At 59.7% G+C, this 25,366-nt stretch carries 24 protein-coding genes and 1 tRNA gene; 17 read left to right on the forward strand and 8 right to left on the reverse strand.

Going from position 1 to position 25,366, the window contains the following annotated elements:
* The first annotated feature begins 7 nt into the window (after positions 1-7).
* From purC to ABZO33_RS11705, 5 genes are all read left to right on the forward strand, one after another.
* Positions 8-718, forward strand: coding sequence for a phosphoribosylaminoimidazolesuccinocarboxamide synthase (gene purC / locus ABZO33_RS11685; protein WP_016392503.1), 711 nt, complete (start codon positions 8-10; stop codon positions 716-718).
* A gap of 91 nt (positions 719-809) precedes the next feature.
* Positions 810-899: transfer RNA gene (locus ABZO33_RS11690), tRNA-Ser, on the forward strand.
* Positions 900-1,084: 185 nt separating this feature from the next.
* Positions 1,085-2,152, forward strand: coding sequence for a DNA-processing protein DprA (locus ABZO33_RS11695; protein ID WP_414536140.1), 1,068 nt, complete (start codon positions 1,085-1,087; stop codon positions 2,150-2,152).
* Between the two features lie 17 nt (positions 2,153-2,169).
* On the forward strand, positions 2,170-3,294 hold the full coding sequence (locus ABZO33_RS11700; RefSeq protein ID WP_414536141.1) for a hypothetical protein: 1,125 nt from the start codon (positions 2,170-2,172) through the stop codon (positions 3,292-3,294).
* A 412-nt stretch (positions 3,295-3,706) separates the two neighbouring features.
* Positions 3,707-4,216 (forward strand): inovirus-type Gp2 protein, encoded by a 510-nt coding sequence (locus ABZO33_RS11705; protein ID WP_414536142.1) that lies wholly within the window; start codon positions 3,707-3,709, stop codon positions 4,214-4,216.
* Positions 4,217-4,358: 142 nt separating this feature from the next.
* Here the strand turns inward: ABZO33_RS11705 and ABZO33_RS11710 are convergent, their stop codons facing one another.
* The gene (locus ABZO33_RS11710) at positions 4,359-4,814 is read right to left on the reverse strand and encodes a hypothetical protein (protein ID WP_414536143.1); all 456 of its coding nucleotides are present in this window, start codon (positions 4,812-4,814) and stop codon (positions 4,359-4,361) included.
* A 138-nt stretch (positions 4,815-4,952) separates the two neighbouring features.
* Between ABZO33_RS11710 and ABZO33_RS11715 the strand changes: the two genes are divergently transcribed.
* On the forward strand, positions 4,953-5,285 hold the full coding sequence (locus ABZO33_RS11715; protein WP_414536144.1) for a helix-turn-helix domain-containing protein: 333 nt from the start codon (positions 4,953-4,955) through the stop codon (positions 5,283-5,285).
* A 186-nt stretch (positions 5,286-5,471) separates the two neighbouring features.
* Positions 5,472-6,089: a recombinase family protein gene (locus tag ABZO33_RS11720; protein ID WP_414536145.1), complete on the forward strand. Its 618-nt coding sequence runs from the start codon at positions 5,472-5,474 to the stop codon at positions 6,087-6,089.
* 127 nt (positions 6,090-6,216) lie between these two features.
* Here the strand turns inward: ABZO33_RS11720 and ABZO33_RS11725 are convergent, their stop codons facing one another.
* Positions 6,217-7,710: a tyrosine-type recombinase/integrase gene (locus tag ABZO33_RS11725; protein WP_414536146.1), complete on the reverse strand. Its 1,494-nt coding sequence runs from the start codon at positions 7,708-7,710 to the stop codon at positions 6,217-6,219.
* Between the two features lie 228 nt (positions 7,711-7,938).
* Positions 7,939-8,421, reverse strand: a complete 483-nt coding sequence (locus ABZO33_RS11730) for a hypothetical protein (RefSeq protein ID WP_414536147.1) — start codon at positions 8,419-8,421, stop codon at positions 7,939-7,941.
* A 300-nt stretch (positions 8,422-8,721) separates the two neighbouring features.
* On the opposite strand from ABZO33_RS11730, the gene ABZO33_RS11735 reads away from it, so the two are divergent.
* Together ABZO33_RS11735 and ABZO33_RS11740 are read left to right on the forward strand one after the other, a co-directional pair.
* Positions 8,722-9,201, forward strand: a complete 480-nt coding sequence (locus tag ABZO33_RS11735) for a hypothetical protein (protein WP_028692998.1) — start codon at positions 8,722-8,724, stop codon at positions 9,199-9,201.
* Between the two features lie 11 nt (positions 9,202-9,212).
* Positions 9,213-9,455: a hypothetical protein gene (locus ABZO33_RS11740; RefSeq protein ID WP_414536148.1), complete on the forward strand. Its 243-nt coding sequence runs from the start codon at positions 9,213-9,215 to the stop codon at positions 9,453-9,455.
* A gap of 67 nt (positions 9,456-9,522) precedes the next feature.
* Here ABZO33_RS11740 and ABZO33_RS11745 read toward each other — a convergent pair whose 3' ends face one another.
* Together ABZO33_RS11745 and ABZO33_RS11750 are read right to left on the reverse strand one after the other, a co-directional pair.
* Positions 9,523-9,813, reverse strand: a complete 291-nt coding sequence (locus ABZO33_RS11745) for a DUF3077 domain-containing protein (protein WP_414536149.1) — start codon at positions 9,811-9,813, stop codon at positions 9,523-9,525.
* Between the two features lie 28 nt (positions 9,814-9,841).
* A complete protein-coding gene (locus ABZO33_RS11750; protein ID WP_414536150.1) occupies positions 9,842-10,078 on the reverse strand; it encodes a hypothetical protein in 237 nt (78 codons plus the stop codon).
* A gap of 490 nt (positions 10,079-10,568) precedes the next feature.
* Between ABZO33_RS11750 and ABZO33_RS11755 the strand changes: the two genes are divergently transcribed.
* The 7 genes from ABZO33_RS11755 (at position 10,569) to mqo (ending at position 20,902) form a co-directional block, all read left to right on the forward strand.
* A complete protein-coding gene (locus ABZO33_RS11755) occupies positions 10,569-10,760 on the forward strand; it encodes a DUF4223 family protein (RefSeq protein ID WP_023630554.1) in 192 nt (63 codons plus the stop codon).
* Between the two features lie 374 nt (positions 10,761-11,134).
* Positions 11,135-12,952, forward strand: a complete 1,818-nt coding sequence (locus tag ABZO33_RS11760; RefSeq protein WP_414536151.1) for a hypothetical protein — start codon at positions 11,135-11,137, stop codon at positions 12,950-12,952.
* 12 nt (positions 12,953-12,964) lie between these two features.
* A complete protein-coding gene (locus ABZO33_RS11765) occupies positions 12,965-15,385 on the forward strand; it encodes a hypothetical protein (protein ID WP_414536152.1) in 2,421 nt (806 codons plus the stop codon).
* Entirely contained in the window at positions 15,382-16,125 is a 744-nt protein-coding gene (locus ABZO33_RS11770) for a hypothetical protein (protein ID WP_414536153.1), read from the forward strand. Before ABZO33_RS11765 ends, ABZO33_RS11770 begins: the two co-directional genes overlap by 4 nt.
* Complete coding sequence (locus ABZO33_RS11775) at positions 16,122-17,288, forward strand: hypothetical protein (RefSeq protein WP_414536154.1); 1,167 nt, start codon at positions 16,122-16,124, stop codon at positions 17,286-17,288. The genes ABZO33_RS11770 and ABZO33_RS11775 overlap by 4 nt, the downstream gene beginning before the upstream one ends.
* A gap of 34 nt (positions 17,289-17,322) precedes the next feature.
* Positions 17,323-19,011 carry a hypothetical protein gene (locus ABZO33_RS11780; RefSeq protein WP_414536155.1) on the forward strand — a complete coding sequence of 563 codons (1,689 nt, stop codon included), beginning with the start codon at positions 17,323-17,325 and terminating at the stop codon, positions 19,009-19,011.
* A gap of 253 nt (positions 19,012-19,264) precedes the next feature.
* A complete protein-coding gene (gene mqo, locus ABZO33_RS11785) occupies positions 19,265-20,902 on the forward strand; it encodes a malate dehydrogenase (quinone) (RefSeq protein WP_046856710.1) in 1,638 nt (545 codons plus the stop codon).
* Between the two features lie 90 nt (positions 20,903-20,992).
* Here mqo and ABZO33_RS11790 read toward each other — a convergent pair whose 3' ends face one another.
* Entirely contained in the window at positions 20,993-21,328 is a 336-nt protein-coding gene (locus tag ABZO33_RS11790) for an ArsR/SmtB family transcription factor (protein ID WP_414536156.1), read from the reverse strand.
* A gap of 51 nt (positions 21,329-21,379) precedes the next feature.
* Between ABZO33_RS11790 and ABZO33_RS11795 the strand changes: the two genes are divergently transcribed.
* The gene (locus tag ABZO33_RS11795) at positions 21,380-22,471 is read left to right on the forward strand and encodes an NADH:flavin oxidoreductase/NADH oxidase (RefSeq protein WP_414536157.1); all 1,092 of its coding nucleotides are present in this window, start codon (positions 21,380-21,382) and stop codon (positions 22,469-22,471) included.
* A 31-nt stretch (positions 22,472-22,502) separates the two neighbouring features.
* Here ABZO33_RS11795 and ABZO33_RS11800 read toward each other — a convergent pair whose 3' ends face one another.
* Positions 22,503-23,747 carry an NAD(P)/FAD-dependent oxidoreductase gene (locus ABZO33_RS11800; protein ID WP_414536158.1) on the reverse strand — a complete coding sequence of 415 codons (1,245 nt, stop codon included), beginning with the start codon at positions 23,745-23,747 and terminating at the stop codon, positions 22,503-22,505.
* A gap of 3 nt (positions 23,748-23,750) precedes the next feature.
* On the reverse strand, positions 23,751-25,328 hold the full coding sequence (locus tag ABZO33_RS11805; protein ID WP_414536159.1) for an aldehyde dehydrogenase (NADP(+)): 1,578 nt from the start codon (positions 25,326-25,328) through the stop codon (positions 23,751-23,753).
* Positions 25,329-25,366: the final 38 nt, after the last annotated feature.

Here is a 25,366-nt window from a genome sequence, read left to right on the forward strand (position 1 = left end):
GCCCATCATGGAAAAACGCGACGAACTCTACCGCGGCAAGGCCAAATCGGTTTACCAGACCGACGACGCCGACCGCTTGATCCTGCTGTTCCGTAACGACACCTCGGCGTTCGACGGCAAGCGTATCGAACAACTCGACCGCAAGGGCATGGTGAACAACAAGTTCAATGCCTTCATCATGCAGAAGCTCGAAGAAGCCGGCGTGCCGACCCAGTTCGACAAGCTGCTGGGCGACAACGAGTGCCTGGTGAAGAAGCTCGACATGATCCCGGTCGAATGCGTGGTGCGCAACTACGCCGCCGGAAGCCTGGTCAAGCGCCTGGGCGTGGAGGAGGGCATCAAGCTGGAGCCGTCCACCTTCGAGCTGTTCCTGAAGAACGACGAGAAGGGCGACCCCTTCATTAACGAATCCCACGTTGTCGCTTTCGGCTGGGGCACCGCCGAGCAACTGGTCGAGATGAAGAAGCTGTCGTTGAAGGTCAACGAAGTGCTGAGCAAGCTGTTCGACGACGCAGGCCTGCTGCTGGTCGACTTCAAGCTGGAGTTCGGCGTGTTCCACGGCCAGATCGTCCTGGGCGACGAGTTCAGCCCGGACGGCTGCCGCCTGTGGGACAAAGAGACCCGCAAGAAGATGGACAAGGACCGCTTCCGCCAGGGCCTGGGCGACGTGATCGAAGCCTACGAAGAAGTTGCCAAGCGCCTGGGCGTGCCGCTGTAAGCGGCGCGTTCACGCAAGCGCCTGATACCACGCGAATTTTTTTCAAAAAAGGTTTGCCAGAAACGAAATCGCTGGTATGATGCGCGCCATTGGAGAGATGCCGGAGTGGTCGAACGGGACGGATTCGAAATCCGTTGTACTGGCAACAGTACCTAGGGTTCAAATCCCTATCTCTCCGCCATACATGAGAAAGCCCCGTAAATCAATGGTTTACGGGGCTTTTTCTTTTTGATTTGTACTACCCTGTTGTACTACTCTGCCAAGGGTGCAAAACCCTCATCCTGCTCTGTGTTTGATAGGATCTTAGGGGCGGTGAAGCTGCCATAGAGCACCGAGATCTCTGGTCTAAGGTGGTGGGTAGATATCATGTCAATGCTGCTGCACAAGGCCGCTTACACGATGGATGACAAGGAATACTGGAGATCAGAAAAGGTTGCTTTCCTCGCCCTCTGCTCCCTAAAGGGGGTGGGGTTCTCGACGCTGCACAAGTGGGCGACTGCGCACGTTAGCTTCAAGGAAATTCTTCGATACCCAGCCAGATTTGGCATTGAGAGATTGCTTGACCCTACCGACGTAGATCTAGAGATGGTGCAGTCGGCAATGTGGCAAAGAGGGTTGGGGTTGGCGCGGAAGTTGTCAGCAATGAATGCCACGGTCATTTTCAAGAATGAACCGGGTTTTCCTTCTCGACTTCGAGTGATTTCTAATCCTCCAGAATGGATATTTGTACAAGGTAGCCTAGAAAACCTCTATGTGCCTACTGTCGGGGTTGTTGGTACCCGTAAGCCTAGCGATGAGGGTTTATTTCTTACTCGTATCGTTGTGTCCGCTCTGTGCGATATGCCGCTAGCTACTGTAAGTGGCTTGGCATCCGGTATTGATCAATTAGCCCATGCTGAGTCATTGCGCTGCAATATCCCCACTGTAGCTGTTCTTGGTACAGGTATATTTGATAACTATCCAAAAGGGTCGGAGTCATTAAGGCGTGGTATTGTAGAGTCGGGTGGAACCATAATAACCGAGTATCTGCCCTATCAGTCTTACAGTGCTGAGAACTTCGTTAGAAGAAATCGTCTGCAAGCAGCATTGTCTGACTTTCTAGTGCCGATTGAGTGGAAGGTAAAAAGCGGGACTGCTCATACTGTTAGGTTTGCCAAAAGTTATGGTAAGAGAATTGTAGCTGTCAATCTTCCTTACGCCGATGCTCGCACTCCTGAACTTGAATATATTCGCCTAGACTGCGGTGGGCTTGCCTTTGTTCTGCCTCAAGAGTCGGAGCGGTTTGCTGATATCATTATGATGGTCATCGAAAGCTCTAGTGGGTATGGATTCGTAGCTGCTGATCAAGCTGTTGAATTGACTGTTAGAAATTTCGCTGAAGAAGACAAGGTGGAAGACACTGTGTCGAATGATCCACAGTTGCCTTTAATTTGATATTGGGGTGGTCAAGGATGTTAGCGCTCGTTATTTCTCCAGATGCTTTACGTCTAAATGGAAAATACTCTAGATCCCAGCTTGGTGTCTTTGGTGAAATAGCTAAGCAACTGTCAGTGTATGTTGTCTCAAATCATGACCTAGCGCCCAAGATCAAGGAAGGGTTGGCGTCTAGTGGTTTAAAGTTTGTACATGCCAACACAAGACAAAATGGTAAGGTAATATGCCATATCGCAGAAGGTTTAGGTTCGCCTGCGCATGATATCTTAGTTCTTGCGGTCAAGGCTGATGATATGCATATGGCAAAAAACAGCGGAGCTGTCTTAATTGCAGCCGATTGGGTTTCTGATCGACGAGTTTCGGCCCTAGGTATAAAGGTTACCGATCTTGATGAGCTGAAGAAGGTTATCGAAATTTGTAACGGTTGGACGGGCCATTGGTGGTACCGTGGACAAGGAAGATTGTATCAGCTTCGAGTTTTGGCAGACCTATCAAGTAAGTACGTGCAGGCAGATCAAGCAGCATTTGCTCGTATGCTTACTCAGACGGTCAAGAATGGTGGTGCAAAACTTACTGCTTTGCTAACGATTATTTCACGCTCTTTGTTGATTGAGGGTGTGCTTGATGGGCAACTAATGTGGGGTTGCTATCCGTCATCTTCAAGTTCCAATGGTGATGACGAAGTGTTGAGTGACTTCACTCATCGACTTAGAACTACTGTTTCTAGTGTGCACTTCGCCGAGAGAGGTGAGCCACTATTTATTCGGCATCGTCCGTCTATAAAGCGTTCTACGTCTACTGGGGTCAATCGTGCAGATCCTGGCGATCAGATCATGTCGCTGCATTTGAATCCGCGATATGAAAAGCAGATTCGCGGGCGGCGTGTAGTGGTAATTGATGATTGCACAACTTATGGAGCATCTTTTGCAGTTGCAGCAGGTTTTCTGCGTGCTGCGGGTGCCGAGCATGTAGTTGGTATAGCCTTGGGTAAATTTGGTAATTGCTTGGCTGATACTGCGATTGAGATAAATACTTGCCCGTTTGAACCTGTGGAAGAGGGTGGGTATAGTTTCAGTGTAACCCAATTTGATAGTACGGTTTCTGTTGAAGCGCAGCATGTGCTTCTTGAGCTACTCGAGTAGTTCTAGATCTTTAATCAGCGGTGGCAGCATGCTGGGCGTTGTGCACCGAAAAAACACGCGAATGTTTAGATCGCGTCAGTACGATGCTATCATCTCTCTCGTAATCAGGTTGCCCCTGTTTTGGTACGCCTGTAATCACGCTGAATGCCGCCATCTGCTTGGGGTGGCGGCTCGATCCATGATCTATATTATTAATAGCATAATAGAATGTGCCTGAACATTCATAGGCTGATGTCTCGTAGTTTCCTCCTGATGGAGGCTCGATGCAATATAGAAATACTTTAAAAATACGTTTGGAGGGTTCGAGATTGAATCTGTATCTCTGAGTTACACGGTTACATACTCTGCACAGTATCGGGGTTTTTCGATAAAAGCAGACAAGGTCAAAGGATACGGCATTGTTACAGAGATAATGCGTCCGATAATTGATCAGTTACAGACGCTCGTCGAAAAATATCGGAGAGTAACGGTTCTGAGGTTTGATGGGCATTTTCCTGTTTCATGGACTACTAGCCGTAAGTTAGAAAATATGCTGGTTAGTCGGTTCATCAAAAGCTTGCGGAGGACATTGAAATCATCCAAGTGGAAATCGCATAAGGATATCATTTACGGATGGGTGTACGAGATTGGTTCTACCGGCAGGCCCCACTATCACTTTTTTATCGGTTTTGAGGCTCGCTACTTGCGTTTAGGGCGATATTCTGGGTGCGGCTCTAGCGGGGTATATGGTGCGATTGAAAATTGCTGGAAACGCGTCGTAGGAGGCCATCTGCAACATGCTGGCGCTCACTTCATCGAACGTGCCAACACTACAAAGCTTGATGACTGTGTCGACCACTTGAGTTATATGGCGAAAGTACGTGACAAGCAGTTCGGGAAAGGATCAACGTCAAAGAATTTCTCGATATCTAGGCTGCGCTAAACCGCCACTCTTGATGTCTAGGTGCGTTATACTGTAATCATATTTTTAGTTGCATTCTATCTGGTTTCGTAGTGGTCTTGTTTTTGTCCGGTTTGAATTTTCACGATGGTGATAGGGGCTGAATCAGCCCCTTGTTCGCTATTCATTGTACTAGTGGTGATCCTAGTCGCTTGTTCAGTAATTGTACGTCTTTAATGATATTAAATCCTCGATGATTCAAATTCGATGGACCCACATATCCGGTAAAGTCCGGTCCGCGAACTTTTACCAACACATATATCGAGGGTGTTGTGCGCTGCGCTCCCGAGATTTTTGCCATCTTGACGGCTAGGACGGTTACGCTCTGTGTTCTGACGGCGACGCACGCCCCTGCCTTCGTTCGCTCTTCAAGGTACTTGATCCCGACGTCACGTTTGCCGTCCGCCACATACTCCATCAACTTGAACAGCACATCCGTTTTCGTGCATACAACCGTCGCCTGCATTACATCACGGGAAATGCCTATATCGATGTCACCAGTGGTGTCATGAATTGCAGCTTTGCCGATGGAGGGGGCCAGCAGCAACGGTAGTAGCAAGAGGTGGGAGATTCGCTTCATTTTGGTCCTTCAGCGTTCATCCAGGGTTTCCCCATGCTATGCAGAAAATGACTATCAATCAACGCAATAGTGATCATTTCATGATCTTCTTGATGGTTAACCTTGATGTGAGCATGCATAGATTTACGGAAGATCCGCATGACATCGAGCAGTCTCGCCGCCTTGGGCGGTCGGATCAAAGCGTTGCGTGTAGCGAAGGGGCTTACCCAGGCTGAGTTAGCAGAGCAATGTGGGTACGAACCGCTGACTGTTAGTCGATTCGAGCGGGGGACCTACTCCCCAGGTATTGACACGTTGGCCACGATTGCACAGGTGCTGGATGTACCCATGCAAGATTTTTTCGTCGCCACCAGTACGGAAGCGTTGGCTGTTGAAAAGCTTCGGCATCAGATTTGTGACATGGCTTACTCCACCAGCGATGCCGCTGTTCTCGTCCGTGCGTTGTCTGCGCTGAGAAAGGGTTCTCGTTGACATTTCGGTGCTTTGCCTCTTAGACCAGAATCCGTAGGTGCATCGCTAAATCAACATCTCTCATTTAGGTCTACTTCTTTAGTAGTCCGACACCGTTTCATTTCGCTCTATCAAAAATCTATTGAGGATAGCTATGTGATCGATTTATCATAGGTCTATCGAATCTAACTATAAAGGATAATAAAGTTGAAAGCGCATTTGTACCTCCGAGCCAGCACCAAGGACCAAGACGCATTGAGGGCCAAAGCTAGCCTTGATGCCTTCGCAGCCGAGAAAGGTCTGGTTGTTGCGGGCGTTTATTCGGAAAACATCAGTGGCACAACGCTAGATCGCCCCAAACTGATGTTGTTATTGGACCAAGCACAGCCAGGTGAATGTATCGTGTGTGAAAGTGTTGACCGCCTAAGCCGTCTTTCCCAGACGGACTGGGAAACGCTTAAGGCCAAGATCAAAGCCAAGGGTTTGCGATTGGTGATTGCAGATTTACCTACCAGTCACATGCTGATCGAAGACAAGGGGATGACCGGCCAGATAATGGAAGTCATCAATAGCATGCTGTTGGACCTCATGGCGACGATGGCTCGCCTTGACCAAGAAAAACGTGTTGAGCGAATTAAACAAGGTTTGGAAAACAAGCGCCGTTCAGATCCTAGCTGGACGCCGAAGGGGAAGGGAAGGAACGTCGAGAAGTGGACGAAAGTAAAAACGCTAATGACCAAGCATCCAACAATGTCTGCGGAAGACATTGCCAAGCTCGCTGAGGTAGGTGTCGCAACGGTGTATCGAATCAAGCGAGAAGCTTAACCCCCCCATGGGGCCGGGGGGGGGATAGAATTCAGTTGGTTCCATACGCCACTGGTAGCGGCTAGTAGGTACATGTACCAGGCTCCCTTGAAGGGAAACATGTTAAATCTCTTGGCTGATCAGTTCATCATCCGACTGTCGTTTCACCACTTGTGTTCGCCGTTGGTTTCAGTCGAGGCAGTTTGGAAATTGCTTTAAACTTTTGCAGTTGACTGGCACCTTGGCTGTACACATCAAAGGTTACAGTGCCAGTTTCGTGCCCAACGATTTCCGCGATCAAGGTCCCAGCAACACCCGCTCGGAGTAGCTGTGTGACAACAGTAGCCCGGATGCTATGGAATACGTGCTGTTTGCCAAAGCCATGCAGGGTTTTAAGACGGCCAAATGCCTTGGACAGAGGATCAGATCTGTTGCCATACTTGTTGCGGCTATTGGAGCGTATCAAGTATTCGTCAGTCGATTCTTGTGCCAGCCTTTTCACAACCGGCTTGAGTGCTGGATGGATTGGGACAGAGCGAATGCCTGCCGCCGTTTTACTGTCGACGATATCGAAGCATTGAATGTCTTCTAAAGTGATGACGCTAGTTTTTTTCAGTTGACAAAGTTCTTCTATGCGTGCGCCAGTGTACACCCCGAGAAGAATCAGGTCAGCCAAAACGCACAGGCCATCTTTCATTGCAGCATCATGCAGCATTGATAAGTCTTCCAGGCTGAAGTCTTTACGCTTTCCTTCTGCTTTTGCCTTGCCACGTACTCTCGGTAGATCGTGGTTCTCGAATGGGTTTGCGCGATCCTTGTAATCGCTGCGCCAACGTTCATCGTAGCGATTTGCCCACTTCCAGAATACGCTACCCGCCAATAGATACTGGGTCAGTGTCTTACTTGATAAGTCGAGCGAGTTCAGCCACTTGGCCACTGTATCCGTATCTAGCGTGGCTTGATTAGCTGTCAGATAGTCTGACAGCTTTCGCAGCTTCGACTCCTGCTGGTCAATAGTCTTCTCAGCGATTTTTTGTCCGATCCGGTACGTCCGGAAGGACGCCAGCCTAGTTTTCGTCAAGGGAGATTTTTTTTGATAGCTGGCGGGCGAGTCGATCAGGGATATCAGCTCCTGTTGCTGCTCCAGTGTCAGGCTGTGCTTTGCATTGAACGCACGTTCAAGCGTGGCTTTGAATCTTACGAGCATTGCATCCCGTATGCGTAGATCACCCGCAACATCACCGTCTGGTTGGCTATCCACCCATTTTTCAAGCTGAGCGACCAAGCCTGGATTGGACTTTTTAAATGCTTGGACGTCTGCGTCGCTGACGTTCAGAGGTGGCACAGCTTCGCCGATGATTGCACGCTTCCTGCTTTGGATGAATGACTCGGCTTCGGTCGTGGCTGTCACGATATTTTCCTGCCAACCTTCTGGGGCTTCCTTTGCCTTGCGTGCGGCGTTGATTTGATTTCGCCATACGGCCAGATGCGCATGGCTGCGATGCACGGCTTCGGTGCGAGAAGCTGTTTTTAGCGACTGAACAAATACCTTCCTGCCGATGGATTTTTGAACGTCCGCAGGTACGGCCAAACGTGCGTACCAAGTCGATTCGCCCTGCTTTCTAAAGATGAAATCCGCCATACGTGCCGCCAAGATCAAAACGTGAATTGTACTACTCGTTTGTACTACTATTCAGCATGGCGTTCAATGGTTACTGGGTTTTATGGGGTTTTCATCAGCGCGTGGAAGGTCCCTATCTCTCCGCCATACGCGAAGTAGTCGAAGCCCCCGAAAACGTTGAGTTTTCGGGGGCTTCGTCGTTTCAGGGGGCGCATTAGGCAGTTTTAGAGCAGATGGAGCGGTATGCTTTTACTCGTCAGTAGCGATGTGTGCTGAGCCGGGGACCTCTATCGCGAGTGACGACAGGGGTGCGATGGCGATGTCGCCTTTACCTGTCTGATAGACCGTCACACTCAGTGCCGCCACCGTTACACCCAGCGCAACAGCGGTAAGCATGGCGCCCCAGATGTTCAGCTTCAGGCTCCCCAATCGATCGATGTCGCGCCGCACACCTGCGATCGATTCGTCCAAGCGCTTGTCGCGCTCACTCTGGGCAACGAGAAAACCGTCGATTTTCGACGCAATGGCTTCTACCCGGGCGTCCATCTTGATTTCGATGGTCTCGAGCTTGGCGTTGAGTTCATCACGGGGCACGTCATTCATGGTTACCGTACCAATCTTCTCTGATGGCGAGCCATGTCTACCCAGGCTCATGCCTGCTGCATAAAGTCGATGAAAATAGTGGGCCCAGGGCTCCTGCAGCCGACTGTCTGGCATATCGTTTTGAGACATCCACACCCTCCGCTTCGAATGGCACCTGAAGTACCACGCTCTGCTCGTCCATGGTTTGGCATCGCCCATACGGCTTGTGGAGCATTTGCAGTGTTCTTGATGGTGCAGTCGACGAGGCAGCGATCAGTAGAGCCTAGAGCGGTACCTGGTCAACGGCAATGCTTCGGCGGGCCTGGATGCCCGATTCGGAAATGGACTACTCGCAGCAGGGCAGTAGGCTGGTATAGCCAAATGCCACCGTTTGCGTACCTGTCGCGCCTTGTAGAGAATCGCACCCTTTGCCTCGAAAGGATGCGTGCAATGAAGTTCGAAGGGACTTTCCAATACATGGGCAACCACGGGATCGTCTTCAACGTCTCGCAGATCACCCTGACCGACAGCGAGCGCGGGCGTTTGCGCGAGCTGCATTTCGGCGAAGCGAAAAGCGCCCATTACGAGGTCAACAGCAAGGTCGTCGAGACGTACGACAGGATGCTGGCCAAAGGGCTACCGTGCGTGATGAAGATCGGTATCTCCAAGCCGCTGACCCGCCAGCAGGGCGATACCCTCAATGCCCAGCGCACCAAGGTCGCCAACCTCGCCGCTTCGGCGTTCGCCGCCGCCGCCAGTTCTGTAGCCTCTCCTTACGTTGGCGTGCCGGTGGGCGCGGGGGTTCGTGCCTATGCCAATGACGTCCTGCCCACCTACCATGCTGGCGATGTGCTGGTCAGCATCGAGGCGCAGGTCAATGGCGGCATCGGTCCGCAGCACTCCACTTCGACCCTGATCATCAAGACCTGAGGGAGGCGCCTGTGTCCGAAATTACCTATGCGGTCATCGCCCTGGCGCTTTATGGCCTGCTGGATCGGTTCCTCAGGCCCTACCCGCTGCGCAAGTGGCTGGGGGTGGCGCTGGTGGTGGTTGGTGTCGTCGGTTGCATCGTTGTGAGCCAAGCCCGTTTGTTCGGGTTGGACCTGGGATTGCTGTCGATCCTTGCCACGGGGTTGGGCGTGGGCCTGTTCGTGAGGCGGCGGCGATTCGAGCAGGTTGGTTGATGCGATAAAGGTCTTTACCGATATCTTTGCTGAAAGCCCCGTAGTTCGCGCCACGGGGCTTTTTGCATCAAACAGCGGGGCTGTTCGTCACTGCGTGAGAGACATCTTGCGACAGTGCTTTGGCCATGCCGGTGAGGTAGTGGGCGGCGGCTAACAAAGTAGGCGCGTTCTTCAGATCTTGAGTCAGTGCGATATCGCTCAGGGTGTAGGCGCAGGTTATCAAGTGGGTGGATTGTTCCAGGGCATAGTCCATGGGGTGGCCAGCAACGACCTGGAACAGTGGAGTTTCGTTGTCGACTTCACCGCTTTCGCCAAAGCTGCCGATGCCGACGGTGGTGATGCGCTTGTCTTGAGTCATGCCGTTTCTCCTTGTTCTCAGGGCGCGATCAATGCCTTGCCTGTACACGGCTCAGGGCCATTTCGACCAAGCTGCGTGCGCTGTCGATTTCGTGCACGGCGGTCAGGGCCATGACCTGGCCCGGCGGCTTGGTGTGGATCATGGCGGCGTGCTGGGCGGCGGTGAGGGCACAGACGAGGTACTCGGCGATCTGGACGAGCAGATCCTCGAGGGTATGAGGGGAGTTGGATGCTTGTAGCGGAGGGTCGGGGACAATTTTTATCATGGTAGTAACCTGAGCAATTTGGGGCGTCCACCACAAGCTGTCAAACCAATGGAGGCAGCTGTACGTAGGTTGACAGACCGAGGCTCAGGTTCCCGGCGCACACGAATGTGCCCCACGCACAACTGCCATGAAGCAGCCATTGCGTTCTGAGCTACGGCCTGTCAAAGCCGGTCGTTGAGTTGGCAACGACGGGTCGAGACTAGGTCGCAGATCGAGCAGCTGCAACGGCTTGAATGGGGAAAAAGTGTGCTTGGGAAATGGACTACAGGGAATCAGGAAAGTCTGATGAGAACCTGTAGGAAGCTGAAAGGAACTACCCGCCTTTAACGTTTTAGCAAATAGTTCAACCCGCTAGTTGCCGTGCCAACAACTTGTTAGTTGACTCCCGTCAACTAGTGCACCTGTACTAACGCCTTTCATTCTCACCGCCATTTCCCGTATGATCCGCGCGCCATCCGTTTGATGGTGGATCATGGACTAAAGGATTTTTATGAAAAAGCTGATCAAAGCTACTGTCGCTGTTGCTGTCGTTTCGGGCGTTGCCCTGCTGTCCGGCTGCACCGGCCAGGTCTACAACCAGCCTAAGAACTGCTCGTACGACTACCTGTTCCACCCATCGGTTTCCATCTCCAAGATCATCGGCGGCTGCGGCCCGATCGATAAACTGCCTCAGCAGCAGTAATCCTGGAAATACCCTGATCGGGTTGTTCACAGCCTGATCCAAGACCCCCGACCATGGATGTGGCCGGGGGTTTTTTGTTTGTCTGGGCCGCCTTTTCTGGCAGTTTCGCCCTGGGCACGCATTGGCAATTGAACGCTGCTGGCATATCGCCAACTGTTCCATTGGCGTTACCGGTCGCTCGCTATAGTGCATGACACCCTGACTGACAGCCTCAGGACGAGTCTGGATCCCCGACCATGGACGGCATACGGCCCGCATTTCACTGCGTGTGCCGTCTGCACGCCTGCGCGCTCGCGCTCCTTTGCTCTTCCTTGGCCCGTCGAGTCTCAACCCGGCGCCCTGGCGCTGTTCGAAGGCAAGGGAGATGCATCGAGATGGCCACCTACCCCGTCCAGATCACCAACAACACCAACCTGGCGCTGGACATCTACACCACCCTCAACAAGAACCCCGCGACCGATCCGCCTTCCACCAATCCGGCGGACTATACCGCCGTATACACCCTGCAAGGCTCGCTGGGCGCCAACCAGAGCACCACCTTGCCACTCACCGAGAGCCTGGCGCGGCTGGTGATCGTGCGCCAGAGCGACCAGTTTCCCTTGCTGGTGCAGGTGGCCAACGCCCTGTTGCCGGACTCGGAGCAGGTGCGGGTCGGCAACCAGGATGTGACCACGGCCAACTCCGGTTGGGCGTTCTACCAGTCGTTCATCAGCCAGCCCTTCACCCCCACCGCCCTGGCATTCTCCGAGCTGGTCAGCGATACCCCGGCCAATGCCCTCAACGACAAGGCCGCCTCTTTCTTCGCCGCCAATGGCTACCCCGGGGTGAGCTTTGCGCTGTTCTCGGCCCTGGGTTACTGGGCCAACAACCAACTGTATGCGTATCCGGGCACCTACTACTGCTACGAGCCTCCCAGCGGCAACTCCATGGGCTTCATCCTGCCCACCACCCAGGTGGGCACGTTGACCATCGCCGACGGCAAGGCCAACTACAGCCCCAGCACGGGCGGCGGCAGTGCGTTGCAGTTCCAGTACGGCCAGCTGACCAGCCCTGGTGCCGACGACAAGCACGGCTTCAACACCACCGGGTTCATCCGTGACCTGACCTGGGAAGGCAAGCCCGATGTGATTACCTGGGCCTTTGTCGGCACCTGTGACGGCCAGCAGTTCATCGCCCAGTCCTACCAGAATCCGCAACTGCCGTGGTACGCGGTCGCCTACGACATGGCCTATGGCGCGCTGTTCACCGTGCAGCTGGCGATGACCCTCGACGCCGCGATCAACCTGCTGGGCACCGTGGCCAACGGCATGCAGTGGCTGGCGCAGAACACCGGCAAGCTGATCAGCCGCATCCAGGACAGCCTCAACAGCACCGGCGACACCGCCGGCGCCGGGAGTGGCGTGGGCGATGCGGCGGATCCGGTCAACGTCGACGTGGACATCGACGTGGATATAGACGTCGATGTGGACGTGGATATCGATATCGACATCGATGTGGACGTCGACGTGGATATCGACATCGATATCGACGTCGATTTCATCGCCGTGGTCGATGTGGACGTGGATGTGGACATCGACGTGGACATCGATGTGGTGACCGACACCGAGACGGACATCGACATCGATGTCGACGTGGATATCGACACCGATGTGAACGTCGAGCCCGGCGCCCTGATGAAGGTGGTCAATGGCGTCGGCAACTGGATCATGACCAAGGCCTTGCCGACCCTGATCGAAGGGGCGGTGATCTATGTCGCTTTCCAGAGCGTGGGCGCGATATTCCAGGCCTGGAAGAACCAGGACGAGAAGGACATCGAGAATCTGCAACCGCGGCAGAGCACCGGGGTGGGCGTGCTGGTCAACTACATGCTGCAGGACGACAAGCCAGTGGCGGCTCGCTGGCAGACCTTCAGCCAGTACGTGGCCGAAGTGCAGGGCGATGCGAAGACCGTCGGGGTGACGATTTCCACGCTGCTGCAGACCGGCAACACCAAGGCCGACAACGACGCGGCCAACTGGCGCTGGTCCAGTGACGACGAGAATCAGGTGGTGGCCAGCATGGCGCCCTACACCGGCGACCAGGCCTGCAAGGCCTTCGTGATACTCGGCAACGCCACCTACCAGGGCAAGCCACTGCCGGTGAAGGTGGGGGCGAGTGTTGCGATGAAATACCTGGCCGCGCAAGGCGCCTGAGGAGCGAACCGCATGAGCATGACGACCCGCAACAACCGCGAACAGGCGCAAGCCACCCAATACCCGAGCGCCGAGGACCACCGCCGTCGCTGGCGGCGGCTGGCCCAGGCCATCGCGGCCAGGGCCGCGGAGATCAGCGACGACCCGGCGCTGCTGGTTGCGCCGCAGCGCCCTGGTACCCTTGAGATCCTCGGCTCGGGTATCGAGGCCTCGGACTTCAGCCGCAGCGACGAGGCGCGGATCCTCGCCGCCGACCATGTGTTCTATTGCGTCGCCGACCCGGCCACCAAGATCTGGATCCTCTCGCAGCGTCCGGATGCCTATGACCTTTACGTGCTCTACGACGACAGCAAACCGCGTTACCTGACCTACATGCAGATGACCGAGGCCATGCTGCATCACGTGCGCAACGGCGAGCATGTGGTGGCGATCTTCTATGGCCACCCCGGGGTATTCGTGCTGTCGACCCATCGCGCCGTGACCATCGCCCGCCGTGAAGGGCACCACGCCAGCATGCGCGCGGCAGTCAGCGCCCTCGACACCCTGTGTGCCGACCTGGGCGTTGACCCCAGTCAACCCGGCATGCAGATGTATGAAGCCACCGACATGCTGATCCGTCGCCGCCAGCCGGACCCGGGACTGCACCTGGTGCTCTGGCAGGTCGGCCTGATCGGCGAGCTGGGCTACCGACGCCAGGGGTACCTGAACAGCAACTTCGCCGTGCTGCTCGACTACCTGGAGGCGCTCTACGGCCCGGAGCACCCGGTGATCAACTATGTCGGCTCGCGCTACCCGGGGATCGATCCGCTGATCGACCGGCAGACCCTGGCCAGCCTGCGCGATCCGTTGGCGCAATCGTGGGTGACCGGTATCTCCACCTTCTACCTGCCGCCGCGCACTGCAGGGCAGTCGGATCCGCAGATGCTTGAGCGGCTCGGGTTGATCCGCCCCGGCCAACCGGTGCGCGCCGCCAGTGATCCGTTGCGGGTGATCGACCGCTACGACAAGCGTGAACGTCGTGCCTTCAGCGATTTCGCCCGCTTCGATGTGCCGGCCAGTTACCAGTGGCAGGCCGACACTGGCGCCGGGCGTTTCATTCTTGCCTTGTCCGACGATGCCGAGTTGCGCCGGCAGTACCGCGACGACCCCCAGGCCGCGGTGCAGGCCTGGGGCGGGCTGGATGCCCGTGAACGGCATCTGCTGGGGCAGCGCGACCCGGGCGCGGTGCAACTGGCGGCCAAGGGCGCCGATGCCCAGCGTCACCCCGGAAATCGGGAAGGGGTCGAGCACCTGCTGACCTATACCTCGGCCAGCAGCGCCTTGCACCGGGCGCTCAGCGCCGCCGCGCCGGGTGAACTGCGTGCTGTTGCCGCGGCCTGGGCGCGCAAGGCCGGCCTGAGCATCGACTGGCCGGGCATGAATGCCGAGCTCAATGCGCTGCTGCAGTCGAGCCTGGCGCCCTGGAGTGGCTTCTACCTCGACAGTAGCCGACGCATGAGCCTCTCGGTGTTCAGCCGCATGAAGAACGCCGGCCTGCGCGTCGACCTCGATGGCCAGCCGCTGGTGGGCGTGCGCTACCAGTCGGGCGTGCTGACCTGGAGCGCCGAGGCCGGCAATGGCAGTTCCGGTTACCTGCAATCCGATCTCTCGGTGCAGGGCGGGCGCAGCTGGGTCGGCCTGGTGTGGCCCGCAGGGGAACAGGCCGGGAGCGGCTACAAGGTGGCCCTGCGCGGGCAATCGCTGGCGCGTCCGGCGTGCCTGGCGGTTGGGGATTATCGGGTCGCCGGGGAGGCACTGCGCATCGTGCCATCGGCCTCGGCGAGCCAAGGGGTCGATGTGTTGCGCGAGGGCGTGGCATTGCCCGGCGAAGTGCAGTTCAACGGACGTGACACACGCATCGGTGAGCGACGCCTGGCATTGTCGACACGTCGTTTCGAGGATTTGCCGCAGTGGGCCCAGGGGGCTTACCGCCTGCGCCTGGTGCATGGTCGCCTGGCCGAGTTGCTGGCGTTGCGCCTGGGGCCCTACGGGCTGGAGATCGCCGGTAAGCCGGTAACCGCCGAGTTTCGCGAGGGGCGCATCCAGTGGCAGGGTGGCCCGCCGGCCGTGGAGTCCGGCCAGTTGGACGTGACCCTCGATCCGATCACGCTCAAGCCGCTGTTGCATGGCCAGGGCCGCAGCGCCGCGGGCAGCAAGGTGCAACTGCGCGGCATGGCCCTGATCGAGCCGCTGTGGATAGGCCAACTGCTCGAGCAGCCACGGCTGGGCTTGCCCGAATGGGCCTGGCGGCACCTGGTGACGGTGATGGTGGCGGCCAGCGACAAGGGCGGGATCTTCCTCTGGCATGGTTACGACCGCGCGCGCGGCAACCTGCGCCTGTTGCGCGAGGCGCTGGCGCGGTTGCGCCAGGATGAAACGGAGGATGCCGGATGAACATGCGCGTGCAGCCGTTGCTGGCCGGGGTGGATCGGGCCTGGCTGATGGCCGAGGCCGGTGCCAGGCCCCGGCGCAACCGTCTGGTTCTGGATTACGACACCCGGCGCTTTCCCTTCGCCGCGGCACTGACGCGGGACGTGTACAAGGTGCAGCGCCTGGACCGGCTGCACCTGTATCTGCGCCAGCATTACCTCGAGCGTGGCCGCCCGGAGCGGCTGCGCCCCAGGGACAACCTGCTGCTCAGCGACATGATGGAGCGTCAGCCTGCCACGGCCGATTTCTGGACCCTCTACCACGCGTTCATGCTCCAGGTGCTGGCGCCGTTGGTGGGGCGTGGCATTTCCTATACCAGCCACCCGAAGCTGCGCGTGCACCTGGCCGGCACGCCCAGCGTGAGTTCGTTCCATCACGATATCTGCGTGACCGAGCGCATCGATCAGGTCAACTTCTGGATGCCGTTCACCGATGTCGAGGCGGGCGCCGCCCTGTGGCTGGAAAGCGACTATGGCAGTGCCGACTACAGCCCGGTCAGCCTGCGCTACGGCCAGGTGTTGATCTTCGATGGCGGCTACCTGGGGCATGGCTCGATGCGCAACGACAGCGAGCGTACCCGGGTCAGCCTGGACATGCGCTTCTCCTACAAAAAAGCCACCACCCGCGCCGAAGGGGTCGCCTTGCTCGACCACCTGGCCGGGATCCTCGCGCCTGACAGTGTCAGTGAAGGAGTACCGACATGAACAACCAAGCCTTGCAGAGCCTGCTCGATGGCCTGGTCGACCCCGGCTACGCCGTCCGTCCGCCCAGGGCGGTGTCGCTGGTGCACTACGGCCCGGACGGGGTGAACGTCGCCACCCGGGGCCGGGCCGAGTACCACGCCCAGACCGATGGCGGCCTGGAGGTGCGCTACCGCTCGGTGGACGCCGGGGGCGCGCCGCATGCCGACAGCCATCTGCTTATCGATGCCCAGGGACGGGCGCGCTCCTCGATCACTCGTCTGCTCGATGACCAGGGCCAGGTGCGGCGCTCGGTGTTCGGCCAGTACGACGCCCTGCACCTCACTGCCGCCGGCACGCCGTCCCACGGCCTGGCCACGCTGTCGGCGAACGATGCCCAGGGGCATCTCGTCCATCAGGCGCAGATGGCCTACGACGAGGAGTGCTATGCCAGCTACAGCACCCGCCAGTTCGATGCCGATGGCCGGCTGCTGGGGCGCACCTGCGTGTCCTATGGGCAGGCGCAGATGGCCGGAACCCGGCTGACCGGCGGCATGCTCGCGGTAAACCATACCGATGGCCGCGGCACGCGGACCTACAGCGCCAAGTCCTACCTGGGGGCCACTGGCGTGCCTTACCAGGTGATCGGTACGCGCTATATCGAAGGCGGCAATGCGGTGCTGGAGCACATCAACTCCGACTACGGCGGCGTGCTGTTCGACGCCCGCCGCCAGGTCCATGGCGGCGAACTGGTGGTGCGCACCTACGCCGCCTGCGGCAAACCCCGCAGCGCCACGGCCCTGCGCTATCGCCAGGGGCAACTGGTGGGCCGGCAGCGGCTGGACCTCGAAGGCGTCATGACGCGGATCAAGCCGGCGCCGTTGCTCTGCTCCTGCGCCCCCTGGACGCCCAACCGCGCCGCTGATCGCTGCAGTGTGCAGCGGCGCCAGGACGGCAGCCTGTTGCAGCGGCGCGAAGACTGGTTTATCCAGCCGGGCAGCAGCGGAACGCCTCGCCGTACGCTGGTGACCCTGTATGCCCGCGACGGCCAGCGGGTGATCCGCGTGACCGACGTGGACTATGCCGGGGCGCAGTTCGACAGCCGTGGCCTGCCGGTCGGCGGCAGCATCCTGTCCACCCATTATCAGGCCGGGGTGCGCAGCACCACGGCGTGCATTGCGTATTGATGTGTCATTCACCGCAACCAGCAAGGAGAGCAACGTGAACACTGCCAATACCGCCAAACTGACCACCGCCACGCAAATCAACGAGACCGTCAAGCTGAGCAACCAGTCCGGTGTCGATGTCGTGGTGCTCGACGCCCATGCCGCCAGCGGCACCAGCGAACAGGGCTACCTGCAGGACCTCAAGTTCCTGTCGATGGCCAGCGGCAACGTGCTGAAAAACGGTGCCAGTACCACGGCCACGCTGCATGACACCTATGTCAACAGCCAGCACCAGACCGCCGTATCGCATCTCTATAACCTGCTGGTGTCGAGAACCGACTCGCTGTTTCCGGTGATGACCGTGGGCGAGCAGCTCGACTTCAATACCGAGACCTACCCCGATATCAATATCACCGCAGCGGCGGCGAAGAACATGCAGACCGCCCTGACGTTCTGCCAGAACATCATGACCTCGCCTTCGTCGCAGATGTCGGCCAACTTCCAGTCGGCCATGAAGGATGCCTTCAGCAGCGGTTCGGTTGCCGATGGCAATGCCAAGATGGCGGCGTTCTTCAACCAGTACCCGACATTCGCCGGCCTGGACTTCCCCAGCTATGTCGCAGTCAGCACCTGGATGCGCGGCTTCGCCTATCTGTGGGGAATGAACGACCAGGGCAAGCCGGGCGCGACCTTCTACGTGTACTCGGCGGCCACCGGGCAGAATGCCAAGGGCGCGACTTCCGAGGGCACCATCACCTTCACCCGCAAGGCCAACGCGCCGTCGCCGGCCGACCCCAGCGACCGCCAGAGCGCCTATACCATCACCCTCACGTCCCAGGGCAGCAGCAAGACGCTGCAGTTCTCCAATGGCCAGCTGATCGACAGCAGCGGTGGCGCCATCACCCTGAACTGCACCTTCGGCTACAAGGGCACCTTCACCGGCAAGGACTCGGACACCACGGCCCTGACCCTGCTGGCCGGCACCATGCTGGGCAAGTCGGTGATCGCTATCCCGCTGGCGCCGGAGTCGGGCTGGGACAAGTTCTGGTCGAACCTGACCTTCGGCACCGTGTTCAAGTACTTCATGGAGGCCATGGGGCTGTGGATGGCCCTGGACTTCCTCAAGCAGAAACTGACCACCAAGAACGACAAGCTGGCCGAGGACAAGGCCAACGAGAACGATGGCAAGGACCCGACCTCCGAGCAGGTGCAGGAGGCGCAGAACGATGGCCAGCAGGTCGGCGACCAGGCCCGTGCCGACAACCAGGCGCAGCTCGACAACGCCTCTGGCGACGTGCAGGCCGAGGTGCCGAGCGAGGCGGACTTCTCCTCCTCGGTGTCCGAAGTGCGTGCCAGCGGCAGTTCGGCGTACAAGTCGGTGGCCAGCGACAATACCGGCGGGGCGATCGACAGTGCCGCCGAACAGGTGAGTGACCTGGCCCAGATCGAGGTGACTGATCAGTTGGAAGAGGCTAACGACAATCTGCTCGAGGCCAAGGGGCAGCTCGAGGCCGGCGATATCTCGGCGGCAAACACCAACGTCACCACGGTCAATGAGCAACTGCCGCAGATCGTCGAAGACATGGGCAACGCGGTGAGTGAAGAACTCGCGGAGCAGGTCAAGGAGGCCGTGGAGGTGCAGGCCGAGGCGACCGAGCTGTCCGAGGAGGTCAACGACACCGCCGAGGAAACCGAGGGCGGCACCGAGGAACCGTTCGAGGACGGTGTGTTCCCGGAAGTCTGAGGTAGCTCCGGGAAGCGCGGCCCCCCCTGATGCGAAGTGCCGCATTGACAGGGTGGGCCGCGTTTGTTTGTGCTGGCAATTCGGTTACAATCCGTAAATCGTTTCAGCCTTGTCGGTCAATCCGACCAAAGGCTGGCGCGTCCAATGTCTCTCTGGCTGCTGAACAATGATCACAACAAGCCTGCGCTGAAGAACATGGAATACCTGGGCCAGCCACAGGCCCACCCTCCGTTCTACTGACTGGAATCGATCAATGTTCAAGAAAGCTGGCAAGACCTTGCTGGGTCTGGCTGTCGCGGCGAGCTTCATGCAAGCGCACGCTGCCGACACCAAGAAAGTCGACGTGCTGCTGGTTGGCGGCGGCATCATGAGCTCCACCCTGGCTGTCTGGCTCAACGAGCTGGAGCCAAGCTGGTCGATGGAGATGGTCGAGCGCCTGGACGGCGTCGCCGAAGAAAGCTCCAACGGCTGGAACAACGCCGGTACCGGCCACTCCGCGCTGGCCGAGCTGAACTACACCCCGGAAGACAAAGACGGCAACGTCAACATCACCAAGGCCATCGAGATCAACGAGTCGTTCCAGATCTCCCGCCAGTTCTGGGCCTGGCAGGTACGCCAGGGCGTGCTGAAGAACCCGCACTCGTTCATCAATACCACCCCGCACATGAGCTTCGTCTGGGGTGATGACAACATCAAGTTCCTGAAGAAGCGCTACGACGCCCTGCAGGCCAGCCCGCTGTTCCGCCCGATGCAGTACTCGGAAGACCACGCGCAGATCGCCAAGTGGGTCCCGCTGATGATGGAAGGCCGTGACCCGAACCAGAAGCTGGCGGTCACCTGGACTCCGATCGGCACCGACGTCAACTTCGGCGAGATCACCCGCCAGTTCGTTGGCAGCCTGCAGACCAAAGAGAACTTCGATCTCAAACTGTCCACCGAAGTGCAGGACATCACCCGCAACGAAGACGGCTCCTGGCACGTCGAGTACAAGAACCTGAAGGACGGTACCGAATCGGCCACCGACGCCAAGTTCCTGTTCATCGGTGCCGGTGGCGGCGCGCTGAAGCTGCTGCAGAAGTCGGGCATCCCCGAGGCCAAGGAATACGCCGGCTTCCCGGTAGGTGGCTCGTTCCTGGTGACCGAGAACCCGACCGTTGCCATGCAGCACATGGCCAAGGCCTACGGCATCGCCTCGACCGGCGCGCCACCCATGTCGGTACCGCACCTGGACACCCGCGTGCTGGACGGCAAGCGCGTGATCCTGTTCGGGCCATTCGCCACCTTCTCGACCAAGTTCCTGAAGAACGGCTCGTACCTGGACCTGCTGAGCAGCGCCACCACCCACAACGTCTGGCCGATGGCCCGCGTCGGCATCGACCAGTACCCGCTGGTGGAATACCTCGCCGGCCAGCTGATGCAGTCTGACGACGACCGCTTCGCCGCCCTGCAGACCTACTTCCCGAACGCCAAGAAGGAAGACTGGAAGCTGTGGCAGGCCGGTCAGCGCGTGCAGATCATCAAGCGTGACGAAGAGAAGGGCGGCGTGCTGAAACTGGGCACCGAAGTCGTGGCTTCCCAGGACCGCACCATCGCCGGCCTGCTGGGTGCCTCGCCAGGTGCCTCGACCGCCGCGCCGATCATGCTCAACGTGCTCGAAACGGTGTTCAAGGAGAAGGTCGCTACCCCTGAGTGGCAGGCCAAGATCAAGGAAATCGTGCCGAGCTATGGCACCAAGCTGAACGCCTCGGCTGCCGCCACTCAGAAAGAGTGGGACTACACCGCCGAAGTGCTGCAGCTGGAGAAGCCGCCAGTGCTCGACCAGAGCGTCAAGACCACCGCCGCCCCAGGCGCACCGGTCGAGAGCAAGCCTGCGAACGACATGGCGCTGTAAGGCCCATGCTTGCCGGGCTCGCCCGGCAACACCGACCACGAGGATCGCCCCTGGCGGCCTCGTGGTTTTTTTGTGCCTGGATTCAGGGGCTCAACGCTGCTCGAGAATACTGCCCAGCAACCCTGGGAAGCGGCTTTCGAGTTCGTCGCTGCGCAGTGAATTCATGTGCGTGGTGCCGACGTTGCGGGTGTGCACCAGCCCGGAATCACGCAATACCCGGAAATGGTGGGACATGCTCGACTTGGGCCGGCCGCCGTCCAGCTCGCCGCAGCTGGCTTCGGCGACACCCGCCAGGCGGCGCACGATTTCCATGCGCACAGGGTCGCTCAGGGCATAGAGCAGGCGCTCCAGCGTCAGGTCTTCGGGGTTGGGGTGGGTATAGGCTCGCATGGACGACATGATAACGGGGGTTTCACAAATTGCCATAGTTCGAATATGATCGAACAATCGTATCCACCCTGTCCCTGGAGTTACCTCATGGCCGCCTTGTTCGAACCCTACACCCTCAAAGACGTCACCCTGCGCAATCGCATCGCCATTCCGCCGATGTGCCAGTACATGGCCGAAGATGGCCTGATCAATGACTGGCACCAGGTGCATTACGCGGGCCTGGCCCGTGGTGGCGCCGGCCTGGTGGTGGTCGAGGCCACTGCCGTTTCGCCGGAAGGCCGTATCACTCCTGGCTGCGCCGGTATCTGGAGCGACGCCCAGGCCCAGGCTTTCGTGCCAGTTGTGAAGGCGATCAAGGCCGCTGGTTCCGTGCCGGGCATCCAGATCGCCCATGCCGGGCGCAAGGCCAGCGCCAACCGTCCTTGGGAAGGTGACGACCACATCGCCGCCGACGATGCCCGCGGCTGGGACACCATCGCCCCGTCCGCCATCGCCTTCGGCGCCCACCTGCCGAAAGTGCCGAAGGCCATGACCCTGGACGATATCGCCCGGGTCAAGCAGGACTTCGTCGATGCCGCGCGTCGTGCCCGCGATGCCGGTTTCGAATGGATCGAGCTGCACTTCGCCCACGGCTACCTCGGCCAGAGCTTCTTCTCCGAGCACTCCAACCAGCGTACCGACGCCTATGGCGGTAGCTTCGACAACCGCACGCGCTTCCTCCTGGAAACCCTGGCCGCCGTGCGTGAGGTGTGGCCGGAGAACCTGCCGCTGACCGCTCGTTTCGGCGTGCTGGAGTATGACGGCCGTGACGAGCAGACCTTGCAGGAATCCATTGAACTGGCGCGCCGGTTCAAGGCTGGTGGCCTGGACCTGCTGAGCGTCAGCGTCGGTTTCACCATTCCCCAGACCAACATCCCGTGGGGGCCGGCGTTCATGGGCCCGATCGCCGAACGGGTGCGCCGCGAAGCGAAACTGCCGGTGACCTCGGCCTGGGGCTTCGGTACCCCGGAGCTGGCCGAAGGCGCGTTGCAGGCCAACCAGCTCGATCTGGTGTCGGTGGGGCGTGCGCACCTGGCTGACCCGCACTGGCCGTATGCCGCTGCCAAGGCACTGGGCGTGGACAAGGCGGCGTGGACGCTGCCGGCGCCTTATGCGCACTGGCTTGAGCGTTATCGCTGAGTGAGGCAGGGGCCGCGACGCGGCCCCCGTTTCAAAACCGGCTCAACCGGTAGGCGCTGATTTGCGGGCAATCTTCGCCATTTACCAACCGCCCCACCCATTGCGCCGTCACCGCCGCCTGGGTCAACCCCAAATGCTGGTGCCCGAACGCCAGCAACACCTTGCCATCGGCCACCCGGTCGATCACCGGCAGCGAATCCGGTAACGAAGGCCGGAACCCCATCCACGGCGTCGCCCCCTCGGCATCCAGCTCCCGCCGGAACAAACCCTTGCTCAACTTATGCAGCTGCCACGCCCGCTGCATGCTCGGCGGCGCCTCGAGCCCGGCGAACTCCACCGTGCCGGCCAGGCGCAGGCCGTCGGCCATGGGCGTCATGATGAACTTGCGCTCCAGCGCGGTGACGGCAAACGGCAGGCGCTGGTGCTCCGCCGGCAGCATCAGGTGGTAGCCGCGCTCGGTATCCAGCGGTACCTGCCGACCGGTCAGGGCGGCCGTGAGCCTGGCCGAATGTGCGCCAGCGCTGATCAACACCTGGCGGGCCTCGAGGTTGCCCTGGTCGCTGGCAAGGCTGATGCCCTGGCCATGCACCCGGCCGCCACTGACCTCGGCGCGCAGAAAGCGCACACCACTGGCCCTGGCGGCGTTGAACAGTTCGCAGACCACCTGGTAGGGATCGAGGAAGTGACCGGTGCGCGGAAAGAACAGGCCGCCCAGGATCGACGGGTTCAACTGCGGCACCGCTTCGCTTACCGCCTCAGCAGACCACAGGTCCACGGGTACGCCCTGTGCCTGCATGCGGCTGCGCAACGTCGCGAGCGTCTGGCGCGACTCGTGGCGCTCGAACACCAGCAGCGAGCCATCCTCCTTGAGCAGGTGGCTGCGGTCGATGGATGCGAGCAGTCTTTGCCAGGCGCCAAGGCTGTTTTCATTCAACGCCCTAATGCCTGCCACGCTGCGCTGGAACGGCGCCGGTCGCAGGTTCAGCAGCAGCCGGGTGAACCAGGGCAGGGCCCGTGGCAGGTACTTCCAGTCCAGCCGCAGCGGGCCCATGGGGTCAAGCAACATCGCCGGCAGGCGCTTGAGAATCGACAGGTCGGCGATGGGAAACACCTGCTCGGTGGCCAAGTGCCCGGCATTACCAAACGACGCGCCGTGGCCCGGCGCCTGGCGATCGATCAGCAGCACCCGGCGGCCCTGGCGGGCCAGCTGCAGGGCGCAGGCGACGCCGACAATGCCGGCGCCGACCACGGCGATGTCCGTGTCAGTGGCGGTCATGGTTCAGGCTTCCCGCTGGCCATCGAGCAGCCGCCGCAGGTGCAGCGGATTGGCCTGCTGCAATGCGGCGGGCAGCAGGGCGTCGGGGAAGTCCTGGTAGCACACCGGGCGCAGGAAGCGCAGGATCGCCGCAGTGCCCACCGAGGTACTGCGGGCGTCCGAGGTGGCCGGGAACGGGCCGCCATGGACCATGGCGTCGCAGACCTCGACCCCGGTCGGCCAGCCATTGACCAGGATACGCCCGGCCTTGCGTTCGAGGGTCGGCAGCAAACGGCGGGCGCTGTCCAGATCGGCTTCGTCCAGGTGCAGGGTGGCGGTCAGTTGGCCTTCCAGATGCTCGGCCATCTGGCGGATTTGCTCATCGTTGTCGCATGCCACCACCAGCGAGGCGGCGCCGAACACTTCGGCTTGCAGCGTAGGGTCGGCGAGAAATGCTTGGGCCGAGGTGACGAATAGGTGCGCCTGGCACTGGCTCGGGCCTTGCTGGGGCTGACCGCTGGCGATCTGGCTGGCATTGCGGTTCTCGCCCAGTGCGGCAACGCCATTGGCGTAGGCGCTGGCAATACCGGGAGTAAGCATGGTCTGTGATGCGGCTTGCCGGACATGCTCAGCGGCGGCATTGATGAAGCATTCGAGGGCGGGCCCCTGGCGGGCAATGACCAACCCGGGATTGGTACAGAACTGCCCGGCACCCTGAGTCAGCGAAGCGACGAAGGCTTGGGCCAGAGGTTCCGCTCGGGCCTGCAGGGCGGCATCGAAGAGGAACACCGGATTGATCGAGCTCATCTCGGCATAGACCGGTATCGGCTCCGGGCGCGCGTGGGCCGCCTGGCAAAGGGCGAGGCCACCGGTGCGTGAACCGGTGAAACCGACCGCCTTGATGCATGGATCAGTGACCAGGCCGATGCCCACTTCACGGCCCGCGCCGTATAACAGGGAAAACACGCCCTCGGGCAGTTCGCACTGCGCGACCGCCCGGGCCACGGCCTGGCCAACCAGCTCGCTGGTGCCGGGGTGGGCGCCGTGGGCCTTGACCACCACCGGGCAGCCCGCGGCCAGTGCCGAGGCGGTGTCGCCGCCGGCCACCGAGAAGGCCAGCGGGAAGTTGCTGGCGCCGAACACCGCCACCGGGCCCAGGGCCACCTGGCGTTGGCGCAGGTCCGGGCGGGCCAGCGGCTGGCGCTCGGGCAGGGCATTGTCCACGCGCACATCCAGCCACTCACCGGCGCGTACCACCCGGGCGAAGGTGCGCAGCTGGGCGCAGGTGCGGCCACGCTCACCCAGCAGGCGGGCCTTGGGCAGGCCGGTCTCGGCGTGGGCGCGGTCAATCAGCGCATCGCCCAGGGCTTCGATCTGTTCGGCGATGGTTTCGAGAAAACGGGCGCGTTGTTCGAGGGGCGTTTCGCGGTAGGCATCGAATGCCGCCCAGGCCAGGGCGCAGGCCTGGGCCACCTGTTCGCCGCTGGCGCCGGCATAGGCGGGTTCCAGGGCCTGGTTGCTGCTCGGGTCGATGGCGCGGATCGCTTCGCGGTTGCCGGGCACGGCACGCTGGCCGATCAGCAGGTTGCCTGTCAGGGTCATGGGGCGTCCTTTGGAATCAAGTATGGAAGCTGAGGGCG

The sequence above is a fragment of the Pseudomonas sp. CAM1A genome (assembly GCF_047501685.1).
Lineage (GTDB): Bacteria > Pseudomonadota > Gammaproteobacteria > Pseudomonadales > Pseudomonadaceae > Aquipseudomonas.

Coding starts and splice junctions, on each gene's coding strand:
- purC (WP_016392503.1), top strand. CDS start 8: ATGGAAAAACGCGACGAACTCTACCGCGGCAAGGCCAAATCGGTTTAC.
- ABZO33_RS11695 (WP_414536140.1), top strand. CDS start 1,085: ATGTCAATGCTGCTGCACAAGGCCGCTTACACGATGGATGACAAGGAA.
- ABZO33_RS11700 (WP_414536141.1), top strand. CDS start 2,170: ATGTTAGCGCTCGTTATTTCTCCAGATGCTTTACGTCTAAATGGAAAA.
- ABZO33_RS11705 (WP_414536142.1), top strand. CDS start 3,707: ATGCGTCCGATAATTGATCAGTTACAGACGCTCGTCGAAAAATATCGG.
- ABZO33_RS11710 (WP_414536143.1), bottom strand. CDS start 4,814: ATGAAGCGAATCTCCCACCTCTTGCTACTACCGTTGCTGCTGGCCCCC.
- ABZO33_RS11715 (WP_414536144.1), top strand. CDS start 4,953: ATGACATCGAGCAGTCTCGCCGCCTTGGGCGGTCGGATCAAAGCGTTG.
- ABZO33_RS11725 (WP_414536146.1), bottom strand. CDS start 7,710: ATGGCGGATTTCATCTTTAGAAAGCAGGGCGAATCGACTTGGTACGCA.
- ABZO33_RS11730 (WP_414536147.1), bottom strand. CDS start 8,421: ATGTCTCAAAACGATATGCCAGACAGTCGGCTGCAGGAGCCCTGGGCC.
- ABZO33_RS11735 (WP_028692998.1), top strand. CDS start 8,722: ATGAAGTTCGAAGGGACTTTCCAATACATGGGCAACCACGGGATCGTC.
- ABZO33_RS11745 (WP_414536149.1), bottom strand. CDS start 9,813: ATGACTCAAGACAAGCGCATCACCACCGTCGGCATCGGCAGCTTTGGC.
- ABZO33_RS11750 (WP_414536150.1), bottom strand. CDS start 10,078: ATGATAAAAATTGTCCCCGACCCTCCGCTACAAGCATCCAACTCCCCT.
- ABZO33_RS11755 (WP_023630554.1), top strand. CDS start 10,569: ATGAAAAAGCTGATCAAAGCTACTGTCGCTGTTGCTGTCGTTTCGGGC.
- ABZO33_RS11760 (WP_414536151.1), top strand. CDS start 11,135: ATGGCCACCTACCCCGTCCAGATCACCAACAACACCAACCTGGCGCTG.
- ABZO33_RS11765 (WP_414536152.1), top strand. CDS start 12,965: ATGAGCATGACGACCCGCAACAACCGCGAACAGGCGCAAGCCACCCAA.
- ABZO33_RS11770 (WP_414536153.1), top strand. CDS start 15,382: ATGAACATGCGCGTGCAGCCGTTGCTGGCCGGGGTGGATCGGGCCTGG.
- ABZO33_RS11775 (WP_414536154.1), top strand. CDS start 16,122: ATGAACAACCAAGCCTTGCAGAGCCTGCTCGATGGCCTGGTCGACCCC.
- mqo (WP_046856710.1), top strand. CDS start 19,265: ATGTTCAAGAAAGCTGGCAAGACCTTGCTGGGTCTGGCTGTCGCGGCG.
- ABZO33_RS11790 (WP_414536156.1), bottom strand. CDS start 21,328: ATGGCAATTTGTGAAACCCCCGTTATCATGTCGTCCATGCGAGCCTAT.
- ABZO33_RS11795 (WP_414536157.1), top strand. CDS start 21,380: ATGGCCGCCTTGTTCGAACCCTACACCCTCAAAGACGTCACCCTGCGC.
- ABZO33_RS11800 (WP_414536158.1), bottom strand. CDS start 23,747: ATGACCGCCACTGACACGGACATCGCCGTGGTCGGCGCCGGCATTGTC.
- ABZO33_RS11805 (WP_414536159.1), bottom strand. CDS start 25,328: ATGACCCTGACAGGCAACCTGCTGATCGGCCAGCGTGCCGTGCCCGGC.